Annotated in this window: 7 protein-coding genes, 1 tRNA gene and 1 pseudogene; 7 read left to right on the top strand and 2 right to left on the bottom strand. The window is 61.1% G+C overall.

Annotated features, from left to right (window positions below; genetic code table 11):
- Nucleotides 1-33 precede the first annotated feature (33 nt).
- The 3 genes from QW868_RS07915 to QW868_RS07925 all read left to right on the top strand — a co-directional run bounded on the left by QW868_RS07915 (nucleotide 34) and on the right by QW868_RS07925 (nucleotide 4,070).
- A complete protein-coding gene (locus QW868_RS07915; RefSeq protein WP_316230299.1) occupies nucleotides 34-3,135 on the top strand; it encodes an EAL domain-containing protein in 3,102 nt (1,033 codons plus the stop codon).
- Nucleotides 3,136-3,280: 145 nt separating this feature from the next.
- Entirely contained in the window at nucleotides 3,281-3,685 is a 405-nt protein-coding gene (locus tag QW868_RS07920; RefSeq protein WP_315797242.1) for a YccF domain-containing protein, read from the top strand.
- 308 nt (nucleotides 3,686-3,993) lie between these two features.
- Nucleotides 3,994-4,070 (top strand) — tRNA-Arg (locus QW868_RS07925).
- A gap of 189 nt (nucleotides 4,071-4,259) precedes the next feature.
- On the opposite strand, the gene QW868_RS07930 is transcribed toward QW868_RS07925, so the two are convergent.
- The gene (locus tag QW868_RS07930; protein WP_315715110.1) at nucleotides 4,260-4,496 is read right to left on the bottom strand and encodes a multiprotein-bridging factor 1 family protein; all 237 of its coding nucleotides are present in this window, start codon (nucleotides 4,494-4,496) and stop codon (nucleotides 4,260-4,262) included.
- 177 nt (nucleotides 4,497-4,673) lie between these two features.
- On the opposite strand from QW868_RS07930, the gene QW868_RS07935 reads away from it, so the two are divergent.
- The 4 genes and pseudogenes from QW868_RS07935 to tnpC all read left to right on the top strand — a co-directional run.
- Nucleotides 4,674-5,159: a hypothetical protein gene (locus QW868_RS07935; RefSeq protein WP_315715109.1), complete on the top strand. Its 486-nt coding sequence runs from the start codon at nucleotides 4,674-4,676 to the stop codon at nucleotides 5,157-5,159.
- 54 nt (nucleotides 5,160-5,213) lie between these two features.
- A complete protein-coding gene (locus tag QW868_RS07940) occupies nucleotides 5,214-5,393 on the top strand; it encodes a hypothetical protein (protein ID WP_315715108.1) in 180 nt (59 codons plus the stop codon).
- A gap of 289 nt (nucleotides 5,394-5,682) precedes the next feature.
- Nucleotides 5,683-6,759, top strand: coding sequence for a phospholipase D family protein (locus QW868_RS07945; RefSeq protein WP_315715107.1), 1,077 nt, complete (start codon nucleotides 5,683-5,685; stop codon nucleotides 6,757-6,759).
- 272 nt (nucleotides 6,760-7,031) lie between these two features.
- A pseudogene (gene tnpC, locus QW868_RS07950) lies at nucleotides 7,032-7,735 on the top strand (IS66 family transposase); the annotation flags it as partial.
- A gap of 179 nt (nucleotides 7,736-7,914) precedes the next feature.
- Here the strand turns inward: tnpC and QW868_RS07955 are convergent.
- Nucleotides 7,915-14,031, bottom strand: coding sequence for a DEAD/DEAH box helicase (locus QW868_RS07955; protein ID WP_315768066.1), 6,117 nt, complete (start codon nucleotides 14,029-14,031; stop codon nucleotides 7,915-7,917).
- Between the last annotated feature and the right edge of the window lie 3 nt (nucleotides 14,032-14,034).

Here is a 14,034-nt window from a genome sequence, read left to right on the forward strand (position 1 = left end):
AACAAGTCATTTCCTCCCCGGGTCGATCAAGGCATGCAGGGCGCAGCAGACACGTCAGGGACCGGCGGTAGCGAGCCGGAACGGATTGGCACGTCCCTCTGGCGCGGTCCGGTGCCATGGCTGATCGCGTGCGGCGCGCTTCTGATCGCAGCGATCGTCATCGGGACGATCGTCATGGCCAGCGGCTTTCGGACACGTGCGATCGCCAACAACGAGCGCGAGCTCGAAAATACCGTGCTGCTGTTGAGCCGGCATTTCGCGCAGCAGTTCGAAGATGCCGAGACCGCGGTGTCGCATGCGATTCGCCGCATGCAGCTCGCGTCGATTGGTTCGCCGGAGGCATTCCGGACCGAGATGGCAAAACCCGAGATCAGCGAGATGCTGCGCTCTCAGGTCAGTGGCCTGTCCTATATGGGAGACCTCACGATCATCGACGTCGACGGCAATTTCGTGAACTGGTCGTCCAACGACCCGCTGCCGGCCATCAACGTCGCGGACCGCTCCTACTTCAAGGACCTGCAATCGGCATCGCGGCCGGACAGCTTCGTGATCCTGCCCGTCATGAGCCGCGTCACCGGCGGCTGGGCGACCATCGTCGCGCATCGCCTGAACGGCCCGAACGGGGAATTCCTCGGCCTCCTGACCCGCCGGGTGGATCCGCACACCTACGAGACGTTCCTGGAATCGATGGCTCTCGGGAAGGGCTCGTCGATCATGCTGGTCCATTCCGACGGCGCCGTGCTGGCGCGCTACCCGCACGCCGAATCCCTGATGGGCGCCAGGATCGGGAACGACGAGCTGCTGAAGGGGGTCGCGGAGAGTGGCCTGCGCACGACCCTGCTCACGAGCTCCTTCGACAACCTGGAGAAGATCGCGTCGGCCTCTAGGATCGGGCGCTTCCCGCTCGTCATCTCGGCCAATAGGCTGGTCGACGATGCGCTCGCGGACTGGCGATCGCAGATGGTGCTGCTCGTGGGTGCGGCGATGCTTGCGATCGCGGTCATCGCCCTGACGTTCAGCCTGATGATCCGGCAGATCGTGCGACAGGGGCGTGCGGCAACGCGTCAACTGGAGACCGAGAAGCAACGGGTCGAGACTGCGCTGGACAACATGACGCAGGGGCTGATCTCGTTCGACGCGAACGCATGCGTCGTGATGTTCAATCAGCGCTTCATCGACCTGCTCGGCCTGTCCAGAGACGCGATCAGGCCCGGTGCCCACCTCAGCGAGGTCATCGCACACTGCAAGGCGCGCGGATCCTTCAACGGCGACGTGACCGACTTCTGCGCCGACATCATCGACAGAGCCGCGGCAGGCGGCACGTCGCAGATGATCGCGGAGGGCGGAGCCGGACGCTTCTTCAACATCATCGACAAGCCGCTGGCGTCGGGCGGATGGGTCACGACGATCGAGGACATCAGCGAGCATCGCAGGATCGAGCAGGAGCGCGACCGCAATTACGCATTCCTGCGCGAGATCATCGACCACATCCCGTCACACATCATGGTCAAGGACGTCCGCGACCGCCGCTACGTGCTGGTCAACCAGTCGACCGAGCAGCGCTTCGGCGTGCCACGCGACGAGATCGTCGGCAAGACGGCGTTCGACCTGCTGCCGCGACCGGTCGCGGAAAAGGTGACGGCGGACGACGACCGGGCTCTGGAGCAGTCGGACGGGCTGTTTCTCGCCGAACATCCCTGGCAGAGTCCGGGGCTGGGCTTGCGCTACATCACATCGCGGCGCATCGCCGTCGCGGATGATGCGCAGCGGCCGCGCTATCTGATCAACGTGATCGAGGACACCACGGAGCGGCGGCTGGCCGACGAGAAGATCGCCCATCTCGCACATTTCGATGCGTTGACCGAGCTGCCGAACCGCGTGCTGTTCCAGGAGCGCATCGACGAGGAACTGGAACGCGTGCGCCACGGCACCTTCTTCGCGCTGCTCTACATCGATGTCGACGAGTTCAAGGGCATCAACGATTCGCTCGGCCATCATGTCGGCGACGAGCTGTTGAAGACGATCGCGCGCCGCATCGAAAGCTGTCTCGCGCCGGAGGATATGGTGGCCCGGCTCGGCGGCGATGAATTCGCGGTGCTGCTGACCACCGTTGCGGACCGGGACGAGGTCATCGTGGCCGTGAAGGAGATCCTCGACGCGATCCGCGAGCCCTATAAATGCCTGGGCCACCAATTGTCGACCGACGCCAGCATCGGCATCGCGCTGGCGCCCCAGGACGGCGTCGAGCGCGACCAGCTGACCAAGAATGCCGACCTCGCAATGTATGCCGCCAAGGCCGGCGGCCGCCGCACTTTCCGTTTCTTCGAGCCGGCGATGGATGAAAACGCGCTCGCGCGGCTGCAGTTGCAGCAGGACCTGCGCCGGGCGATCACGGAAGGCCAATTCGAGCTGCACTACCAGCCGCTGCTCGGCTTCAGCGAGAACGTCATGACCGGCTGCGAGGCGCTGTTGCGCTGGCGTCATCCGGAGCGGGGGATGGTGCCGCCGCTCGACTTCATTCCGCTCGCCGAGGACACCGGGCTCATCAACGAGATCGGCGACTGGGTGTTACGCACCGCCTGCGCCGAGGCCGCGCATTGGCCCGCCGACATCCGCATCGCCGTGAACGTCTCGCCCGTGCAGCTCAAATCGCCGACCCTGGCGCTGCGGATCGCAGGCGCGCTGTCGGCGGCCGGCCTTGCACCCGAACGGCTCGAGATCGAGATCACCGAGGCGGTGCTGATCAGCGACGACGACGCCGCGCTCGGCATCCTGCACCAGTTGCACGACATGGGCGTGCGCATCGCGCTCGACGATTTCGGCACCGGCTATTCGTCGCTGAGCTATCTGAAGCGGTTCCCGTTCGACAAGATCAAGATCGACCGCTGCTTCGTCAGCGACATCGGCGCCGGCAGCTCGTCGGCGATCGTCCAGGCGGTGGTGAGCATCGCCGCCGCCAGCAACATGACGACTACGGCCGAAGGCGTCGAGACCGGGGCGCAGCAGACGGCGCTGCGCCAGCTCGGCTGCACCGAAATGCAGGGCTATCTGTTCAGCGCCCCGAAGCCGGCGGCCGAGCTGCGCAAGCTGTTTGCCCTGGAGGCGGCGGCAGGGGGCCTGCAGGTCGCCGGCTGAGCCGGCTCGACGGCACGGTCCACGCCCGGCCGCCCCGGCCGTGGCTGCGGCGCGAGGCCACGCAGATTTCGACGACCGGCCCGCTACCGGCCTCGGCGCGGCGTTCCTATATCCGGAGCGGCAACAACGGAGTTGGCAGGTCGTCATGCAGCCGGTTTCCTTGCTTCTGAACATCCTCTGGATCCTGTGCGGCGGCGCCTACATGGCGTTTGGCTGGCTGGTCGCCGCGGTCGTGATGGCGATCACGATCGTCGGCCTGCCCTGGTCCCGCGCCGCCTTCAACATCGCCGCCTATACGCTGCTGCCGTTCGGCTCGCGCGCGGTCCGCCGCGACGAGCTCACCGGCATGGAGGACGTCGGAACCGGCGTTCTCGGCCTGCTCGGCAACATCATCTGGCTCGTGCTGGCCGGCTGGTGGCTGGCGCTCGGCCACCTCCTGACCGCAATCGTGCTCGCGGTGAGCATCATCGGCCTGCCCTTCGCCTGGGCCCATCTGAAGCTCGCCGGGCTCGCCTTGTGGCCGATCGGCAAGACCATCGTGCCGGCGTAGGGCGGTCGGCGGGAGCGGGCCGGCCGCGCCCCCCGCCGAACTGCCCGCGTGCCTCGCGGCGCGAGCGGCCGTCCGCCCGGTCCGGGAGCATCCAAGGCCGTTGCCGTCGCCGGGGCAATCGGCTAAACGATTTGCCGTACGCACCCGTAGCTCAGCTGGATAGAGCGTTGCCCTCCGAAGGCAGATGTCAAGCTGTTTTGCGGCAGTGTGAAAGTAAAAAGTCACTTGGGTTTCAGACACTTAAGAAATCGGCGCGGATCGCTTCACAGCCACGAAGTTTCCGCGTAAGCACTGCGTAAGCAGCGCAGGCACCCGTAGCTCAGCTGGATAGAGCGTCGCCCTCCGAAGGCGAAGGCCACACGTTCGAATCGTGTCGGGTGCGCCACCCAATCAAAAGCTCTTTCGCAAGTCGGGAGGATCTCCCGACACATTCCCCGTGACTACCGATCAATTTGCGTTCAGCATCAAAGGCGCCTTCGCGCCCTAGTGGATTAGGTCGTCAGAAGCCAACTGATGCGCTTGAATCGAGCGCCGTTGATCGGGGGCACGCAGGGATCGTAGATCTGGGGCCCGGTTAGGCTTTCGGACTCTTTAGCCTCACGCCCTCGCCTTTTTGGTCCGCATCGAGAAACTCTATACCGGCTTTGGCCAAAGCTTCCTGAACGGCCTGCACCGTACTTATCCGAGAATCCACCACCCCGCCCTCGAGCCTCGCAACGGCGTTCAGGGACACAATCGCCTTGTCCGCAAGTTGCTGCTGGGACCAGCCAAGCAACGCTCTAGCAGCCCGAATTTGTCGAGAGGTGATCATGAGATCACCATCGACAGCCCTAGCAAAAGCGCCACTATAAGGTTATAAATACACCTCTTAAGGGTATTATCCACCCGTATCGGAATGAAATCTCATGTGGATAGCCTTGAGAGTTTCGAGTTGAGCCGTCTGCGCAATTTTCAGGTGCTTGTTGCCGTTCATTGAGATGCGTAAGCAATGAAGACCCCCTCGTCCCAACCGTCCTACGAGCCTCAGACCAAAATCGGATCTCGCTCCGGCAGCCGCGACCGCGACAACCCCGACAAAGCCTATAGACGTTCAGCTTCAGACGTCGCCAACATACGGGTCAAGGCAACCGACGACGATTCAGGCTTGATCATAATGGGCAAGCAGCTCGAAGAGGCTATTGCCAAGATACGAGCCTTGTACGATCCGGCATCACCAGATCATCTCGAAGGAATCGAAAGCATGCTCGCCGAGCTAGCGCCCATAGAGCAGGCCATATTGGCCACACCGGCACGAACCCTAGCCGGTCTGGGCGTAAAAGCTCGCCACGCAGCCTACGTTATTTCCGAATATTGGGATGCGCCGATTGATCAGATCGACTGGGATGCTCGGGCCGTACGTTCCTTGATTGAAGCGGTGTGCGAAGTGGCCTCCATACCATTTTCCTTCGAGCCGAACTCTAAAGAAGTGAAATAGCCGCGCTGTACAGATCTTGCTGCCGTTCAACTTTCGACAAAGGGATTGGAGCGAATGCGCATCGTATCGATCATGGCCGCGATCCTCGAAGAGGAGTTGCGAGCACATGGGATCCGCGGACTAACCCAACTCGACCGCGAAACGATCGTCCACAGCATGATTGAACGCACGGCCGAACTCGAAACAGACATCAGGCAGCGGCAGTTGGAATCACGCCTCGATGATCAGAGCTGAGGGACCGTTAGTCTCTTGCAGACTTCTTTCGAGACGGAGGAGAGGGATGGATTCCCACTCAAAGGCCGCAGGTACCATAAAAACCCTGTAAAGCAAGGCATTCCAGAAAAAGCCGAAGGTTTGTGACCACCTGTGTGTACCACTCGATCGGCCCGGAAAGCCGTCAATCCCGGCCGATGTCGGGACTGCTCAGGGCGGGTCGGATTGATCTCGTGGAGCTCATTGAGCTGGACGATGAGGGCGCGCGGGCCTGCCGGCCGGAGCCGGAGCTTGACGGAAAAGTATCCTCATGAATCAATCGACGGCTTTCGTCGAGGTGATAACGATGGCTCAATTTCTTTCCGGCCCCAAGATTCTTGACGCGATCAACTCCTCGGTTACGCAGGCCAAGTCGACGTCGATCGACCTCGCAGTGGCATACTGGGGTCGCGGCATGTCTGATCAGCTGAAGCTCTTTGAGACCGCTGCGCCCGTCCGCATCTTGTGCGACCTGAACAGCGGCTTCTGCGATCCGGGCGAGATCAGGCGCCTCCTCGCTCGCAAGAAGACGACGGTCAAGACTCGAAACGGACTGCATTCCAAGGTTTACCTCGGACCCAAAACTGTGGTCGTAGGATCGGCCAACGCGTCCAACCGCGGGCTAAAGAACCTGTCCGATCTCGAGGCCGCCATTTCTGACGCGACGTCCGTCGCCGACGCCAGACGGTGGTTCGACCGTCTCTGGGAGGATGACGGGTCCCTCGATGTGGACGAAGAGATCCTCAAGGCGGTACCGCCGCCTCAGGCGTCGCTGACGTTCCTGAAGCTCCTGACCAGGGCGCCAGTGCTCCTCGCCGATTTCAAAATCCATTTCCTGGCGTTCATCGAGCCATCTCGCAAGCGCTCCAACAAGGAGTACGACCAGGCGTGGACGGAGATAAAAGCGCTCCGCCCTCCCGTTTATTCCGCAGCAGAAATCCAGCACAACGGCGACGACCACCCGTTCTACATTGACCACGGCAATACGTGGGCCTTACCTGTGGGATCGTTCGTCGTGAGTTTTTGGCTTTATGCCGATGTCGCAAAGCCGGCCGAAATCGGCGGGGTATACCGCGTCAAAAAGATTGGCGATCTGAACGGTAAGAGGATCGTTTTCGGCCAGCTTATTCACGACACGAACCGCGTGTTTAGCTTCTCGTTTCCGCCGAACGAGCGCCGAGCCGTCAAAAAGCTGATCGACTATTGCGTCAGGCAACGCCGCATTGAAGCGGGGAACCTCGGCGCGTCCTTGCATCATGCGATCGAGATCTCGGCCAGCGATTTGGCCTCGGCGGTGCCGATCGTTCTGGGGGCTGAAAAGTGGGCCTCAAGACAAACGCCAATGTGACCTTGTTCGATACCGCCCAATAGATGCGCTTTTACGCGCCCTGGGGTGGTCCCCGGCTGGTTGCGGTTGGCGCTTTTGTGGCCGCTGCCCGCCGAAGTCGCCGCTGGACGGTCTCCCGTGCGCGAGACGGCGAGCGCACGCCTCGACACGCATATCTATCTCAAAGCGCCATGGCGGTATGGCGCGTAGCTTCCCGTCTTTGACTTCGAATGCGACCAAAAGCCGGTTTCCTGTCCAATGGCCGCGCGGCGCGCCACAAAGACTGCCGCTTCTACTCGCCCGACCGCTCCGGCACCGATCCAGAGGCGCATCTTGCGACCTATGCCCCGGACCCATGCAGGCGGATGCCTATGCCGGCTTCAACAGGCTTTACGAGGTATCGCGCAAGCCTGGTCCGGTCATCGAGGTCGGCTGCTGGGCGCATGCACGGCGCAAGTTCTTCGAGATCGCACGGCTGAAGAAGGCGCCGATCGCGATCGAAGCGATCGCTAAGATCGACGCCCTGTTCGCGATCGAGCGCGAGATCAATGGTTTGCCGCCGCACGAGCGCAGAGCCGCGCGCCATGCGCGCAGCCGCCCGCTGGTCGATGAGCTTCATACCTTCCTGCACGAGCGCCGCGCCAAGCTCTCCGGCAAGAGCGAGACCGCCAAGGCGATCGACTACAGCCTCAAGCGCTGGGAGGTGTTCACGCGCTTCATCGACGATGGCCGGCTGTGCATGACCAACAACGCGGCCGAACGCGAGCTGCGCGCCGTGGCCGTCGGCCGCAAGAACTGGACCTTCGCCGGCTCCGACGAGGGCGGCCGCCGTGCCGCCGCCATCTACACCCTGATCCAGAGCGCCAGGCTCAACGACGTCGACCCGCAGGCCTGGCTCGCCGATGTGCTCGCCAGACTGCCCGATCATCCGGCTAGCAGCATCGCAGACCTGCTGCCCTGGAACTGGAAGCACACCGCCATCCCTGCCGCTGCTTGATCGCTCTGATCAATCGTCTATCCGCGCGGGCTACTCCCGCCTGCGGTCTTCACCGGATGCGTACTAAGCTAAAAGGAAGGCTAAGCCGGAGACCACGTCCGAGTTCGTCGATAGCAGCGGCGCAGCTGTGCGGCTTGATCGAGATTCCTCTTGAGTTCCAGTGTGGCCGCTTGATTGCCTCAGCTCGAAGCAGCGACAAGATAAGTCTGGCCGACACCTCTACGCTGAAGCATCGCGTTGAGAGTCGATAACCTCTTGGACTGAACGGCTGCACCGGCACTAAAATCAAATCTTACGGGAACATTCCTGGGCGGAGCCCAAGCGCCGAAGCCCTGATCCAGCACAATGGTCGCCTGGCGACCGTCTTGGAATTCAAGCCTGAGATACCGGCCATGCGGAACGTCCCTGTGGAGCAATATGACCCGAACGCCGCGCTCCTTCCCAAAAAGTTCGATCACGGCCTTCTGGTCCGCTGGGCTGAGCCAATCATGCGATATCTGCCACGGTTGTCCGCGCGAGCCACCCCTCGGTTGCCGCGTTTCAATAGATAGCAGAGCATCTCCGTTGCCTGATTTTGCGAAAATCTGACCGACGGTGTCGATCAACAGACGCGCGACGAGAGGGGACGAAACAAATGGATCTTGATACACAGCACGAGTAATACCCGACTTTGTCGATATTTCGCTGCTGGCCAGTAGCTTGAATAGTATTTCGGAAGCGAGTGCACCGAATGCCGCAAGATTGCAGTCGAGTTCCGAGCCGATTTGAATAAGTTGGGAGCCGGATCGGGGTAGAAGCGTATTGAGATCAATCAGCGCTGATTGTTTGACGAACGATCCTTGTCCACGCGCCAATGGCAGATTGGCAGGTTGGCCCCAAGCAGGTCCCGGAAGTCGCGGCTCTACATCACGTGCGGCCCAAATTGTACCTTCGTCGCCCAACGTATCGACGATCGCAAACGCGCATGCGCCATTTTTGAATGTGAGCGGCTCCTCCGCCATGAGTTTGATGTTGTGCTTTAGAGCAAAGTCGCGAAGGACAAGCTTCTCTGCCGGAGTTAGAGCCTGGATCAGCCTCGGTGAGATTGCCACTCTCACTGGATGTCCACGCATCGTCCAGTGAAGGAGCTGGGGAGCGAGTGGCCAGTCCTGCATCGCAGCCGGAACGCTACGATCGGGCAAGAAGACAGTCAGTGTTGAGCGCGCCGCGCGACGGAGCGAGCGGTCGATCTCGTCGAGCGGGGCGAGCGACAGGACGGCGCCGTCCGTAAAGCGGTCATCAATATCGAGCTCTGATGGAAAAATCAGATGGGCAAGCAAATATTGAAGGGCATTAATGCGATCCAACTCGCCTGGAGCAGTGGGCGCATCTGGCGTCAGCACGCAGGCTGCGCAACCCCGCTCACAGCCGGGGGTTTGGCAATCAAGAAGTTTTTCCGCGCGACCGATAACCGGTCGAAGCAGATACTCTAGGGCCACGGCAAAACCCGCCCCGCCCGCTGCACGATCGAATAAGAAGAGCGAGACCGCGTCCGCGCCGAGCGCATTCCTGGTGTGGCCGACAGCAAATCCCATCTCGTCGGCCTCGATGCCGAGTTCCTGCGCGAGCGATTCTCGCAGCGCGATCACAAGCGCGTTGGCAACCGCGCGCCGCATAGGGTGCTTCAGCTGCAGCTCAAATACGTCGGTGGTAATCTCAAGGCCCAGCGCTAGGTGACGCTTGATGCTGAATGGCTTATCATTGCCGGCGCAATAGTCTTCACCCCTTCGATAGCGCAGCGGCTTGTGATCAACGAGTGCCCGCGGCGGAGGGTGCACCTCTCTGTTGTCGGTGTCGGCTTCAGCCCGGCCACAATGCAAGCAAATGGCATACCCAAATTTTCCTGGGCCACCACGATTGGAATAATAAACGAGCCCCTCGCGGCTGCAGCGATAGCGACCCAGTTCGGGTGCAGGGAGAGTCCGCCATGCAGCATCGCGGGCAGAGACCATTGGATCTTCCGCGGGTACGAAAGAAAGCATGTTGGTATCGGCATGCGCCCGGACCCGAGGATCAACGGAAAATCCCGCCGGCCGAAGGAATTCTGTGCTGGCTGGCCGCTCGGATCCGCAGGATGGACAGAACTCTGGTGGGCCGTCGCGTCGAGTGTCGCTTGTACCACACTGCTCGCAGTGCCAGAAATGCCGCAGACTTTGAATCTCGGCCAGGTTCTCTTCGCTCGCCGGCCGCTTCCAGTTCAGCGTCACTCCCGCCGACTTGTGGACGAGTCCGTCAAGCACGACCTCCGATCCAGGTGCATAATCACGTATAGCGAGATCAAGCGACCGCTGCGGACCGACCGTCCGGAATTGGCGCGCTCCGTCCTGAGCAGCATCTTGAGGGGGCTTGTATTCCTTACCAGGCAGGAATGAAACCACGTCGGTCGGGAAGCCGTGACCCGGCAGGAAGCCTCGGTCCGCCAAGCTGCCAAGCAGGAATTCTCCGCACATTCGCTTCAACTCCAGGCCCATCCGTGACCTGCCTGCATCCTGCAAGCCCTCGTCTTTTGCAAGACCTATTAGCCCGTTCCATTCGGCGACAAAGTTATCCGACAATGCGCCAATTGCATTCCTGGTATCTTCGACGAGCCTTTGATCCCCCTCGAGGATCGAGCGCTGGGTCAGGATCGTCAGACTCTCCGTATGTTCTCGGGCTGTTGCGGGCTGCTCGAGCCACGCGATGAAGGTTTCGACAGGTCGATCCGACTTTGAGGGCCGCGCTTCCCTCGGGTCTGCCGGACAACCGAGGAAGACACCGATTTGCATCTTCAGCGCGTCGCCGACGCGCTCGCGGAAGAAGCATCCAAGAAGGAACGCATTGATGTGACGCTGCACGATCGGTCGGCTGCTCAACGTGACCTTTGGTGCGGCGATCGTGCTGCGCAAGAAGGTCTGTGGATCCCGGAATGCCTCGCTGTCCAGTGGGCGATCCTTGCAGAATGTGAAGGCCATCGCCACGTCTTGCCCCCGCCGACCAGCACGACCAACCCGCTGTCGGTAGTTTGCGATCGATGGTGGTACGTTGGTCATCATGACCGACGACACCGAGCCGATGTCGACACCCATCTCCATCGTTGTCGAGCAGCTCAAAATGTTGATTCTGCCTGCCTTAAAATCCCGCTCGTAGCGACGTAGCCGGACGCTGTCTTGCTGCGCGGAATGCTCGGCCGAGCGGGCATAGTTGGCAAACAGCGCGATCCGATCGGAGATGTTGTTCCAAGCTCCCCTCGCTCTAAGCTCCTGGATAACTTGATCACTGGCTATCCATTGACGAGTGACCTCGCGCGCTTTGCCCAGATCGGCAAGTCCCATCACGCTTTCGGGGTGCCGCGGCATAGCGACGGGAGCAGCCTTTCGGCGATCCGGTGCATGCTCTTCGAGGCCGTACGGAGTCAGCCCGAACGGCGCCCGGTCCAACAAGCGGTGCGTGACTGGACAGTAAAATGCATCGACAATTGGCGCAACATAGGCCTTTGAAAAGTCATAGACGCGCCGTTCTGGATCGGCGCCGAAAGTGAACGAGACCTGCGTCCATGCGGCGTGAAGAGCCTCGTCGAGGTCTGACCTCTCAGCAGGATCGCTAAGATTGAACCCCACCCCCTGCACCAGAAATGCGACCGGCCGGGATCGAGTATACGCGCGGAAGAAGCCGTTCGGCCAAGCTTGAAGCGTTCTGTCACCATTGGTCTGGGCGTCCGGGCCAACGAGCGAGGTTAGCCTGACCTTCGGCGATATCCAGTGCTGCATCTCCCGGGAGATGGAGACGGCGCTATTCGCCCTCACGAACCAGGTCAGCACCGAGTCCAAATAGGCTCGCCAGTCCTCAATGGTCCCTCCCTTGCGCCGAAAGCCTTTAGGTAGATGCGTCTCGTTGAGCCGGTCGATGGAGGGATTGCGAAGCCGGGCGATTCCGAGGACTTCAACCGAGTTGGCCCGTCGCGGCCGGCGCGCAAACTCGCGCAGTAGGAGAAACTCTGCGATCTTAGATGGCGCCGAGAAAAGCTCTTCATCACGGGCCTGCCAAACCCCCTTGATCCACTCGGCGACCTCAATCCTTGCCGCCAAACGGTCCACGAGCTCGGGCCAAGAAATGCCATCGCTGTTCCCGAAAGCAAGTTCAGCAAGTCTGCACTTTCGCTTCGCTATCTCTGTCGTTAGTAGTTCCAGGCGCGTCTGCTTGTAAGCCTCCTCGTATTTCTCAATCTCGGTTGTTAGGTTGACCCGCTCCTCGTCTGCCCCGATGGGGGGCTGCATCGAAGACTGCACCTGATGGTAGATAAAGGAGCGTACGAAGTTCCGCTCCGATTCGACCTGCAGTTTGGCTGCCATTCGGGCCGTGCCTTGCCGCGAGTCGGTAAACGAAAGAAGTCTCCTTCCGCCGGAAGGCAATTTCTCTCCTGCTTCTGATTTTGCCGGCTCTATGCCCTCGAGCAGAATGGGTGCCGCGTTGCTCAGGATAAATGGCGCCCCGAACCGCAGGGGCCGAATCAACTCGGACGCGCCCTGACCCGCAGGATTGCAGTGAGGGCAGGCCCGCGGGCCGCCATGATCCTCTGCGAGCAGTGACACGCCATCTTCGGCAGCCGCATCCACAACGCGCCAATTGCCCCGTCTGTCCAACCAGAACGGTCGCGCGGAAGACGTTGGATTCGCCGCAAAGAGTCGATCCACGATCAGAATCGGTTCCCGTTCAGCTTCCGCGGCAGCGTCGCCGCTATCGTCCTCATCGCGGCCAGCATCAATTTCGCGCTCGCTGTCGAATGCGAACTCATCTCGTGGCGGAGTGCGCATCGGCGCCGATAGACGAGATCCTGATTCAACCCCCTCAAGATAGGCTTCACCACATTCGCAGCAGCTAACGACCTCCAACACCGGCGCCGCGCAGGAAGGGCACTGGTCGGCGCGCTCAGGCAGGATGCGCCCGAATGGCCAATTCGGAGAACGACCCGCGCAATCGGGATTGATGCAACTCCAAAAGCCAGGTACGGCTCGCTCAAATGCATGAATGCGGATCGGCGCCAGGCGCTCCTGATCTCCTTCCGCCGTCGTGCTTGCAGCCCGCGCCATGGCCAGCGCGAGATCGTCCTCAGCGATACCGTAGGAGTTTGCAGCGTCTCTGAAGTCTGAAAGAGGCACACTGCCATTGAAAAGTCGCTCAACCAGGCGCCAAACCTTCGGGTCGCGGCCAAGGAGTTCATAGAGCTGATTGGGTTCGGCGTCACGAATGGCGGGCAAGCGACCACTGAACTGACCCGATGGCCGCATCGGCATTTGCCGCAGGCCCTCGATGACCTGGACCTGGCCGTCCGGAATGCCGGCGACGTCGGCAAGAAATTGTTGAAGCTGCTGGCGGACATTCTCCCCCGATCCAATCGTTGCGGACGTCGCAATGAATCGGACTGTTTCCGGCTGAACATCAAATGCACGCAGTACGCGACGCAAGAGCAGGGCGATCTCGGCCGCAGCCGCCCCTACGAGCGAATGTGCCTCATCAAGAACGATCCACTTGAGCGCGCCTCTCGATAGGTCGATGATCGGCTGGTCTTCTGTGCGAACCAGCATGTACTCGAGCATCGTCACGTTGGTGACGAGCAGGGGAGGCGGGTTGGCGCGGAATTGCACGCGATCGATAATCTGTTCCGGAGTGCGCCGACGTTCGGATTCCTTCTCAGAGGACGGAAGGTTTCCGTTGTAGAGACAAAAGCGAATTTTCCCGCCGAACGGTCTCGTCCATGCTGAAAGACGCTCGCGCTGACTTTCAATCAGTGCGTTCAGGGGATAGAGCATGATCGCTTGCACCCCTGTGATCGGATCCCGTGTCCCGCGCGCTTGGGCGGCAAGGTCATTCAGAATTGGAAATAGGAAGCACTCGGTCTTTCCGGAGCCCGTACCCGATGTCACCAGCACGGATTGCGGATCTTTGGCCGAAAGGATTTGCCAGGTCTCGGCCTGATGACGAAAGGGCTTGCGCGTTCGTGGAAACCGGTATTCGTGATCATCAGGCAACCCATCCAATGCCTTCACCAGGTCAGGGTGCAGGGATGACCCTACTAGGGCCTCCATCGTATGGTTGACAGAAACAAAGGGATGGGCGCCTTCGATCATCGGCTCCTGCAGCAATGCGCCGATCGCCGGATCATCGCCGGACAGCAGTCCGCGCAAGATCCGTTTCAGCCCCTCGTGTGACAGCCCGGATTGTGCGATAATCGCTTCCGCGGAGCGCTGCTTGATTTCGTGTAGCGTTTCGAACTGCGTCATCTC

This window comes from Bradyrhizobium sp. SZCCHNR1051 (assembly GCF_032489615.1).
In the GTDB taxonomy this organism is placed as follows: domain Bacteria; phylum Pseudomonadota; class Alphaproteobacteria; order Rhizobiales; family Xanthobacteraceae; genus Bradyrhizobium.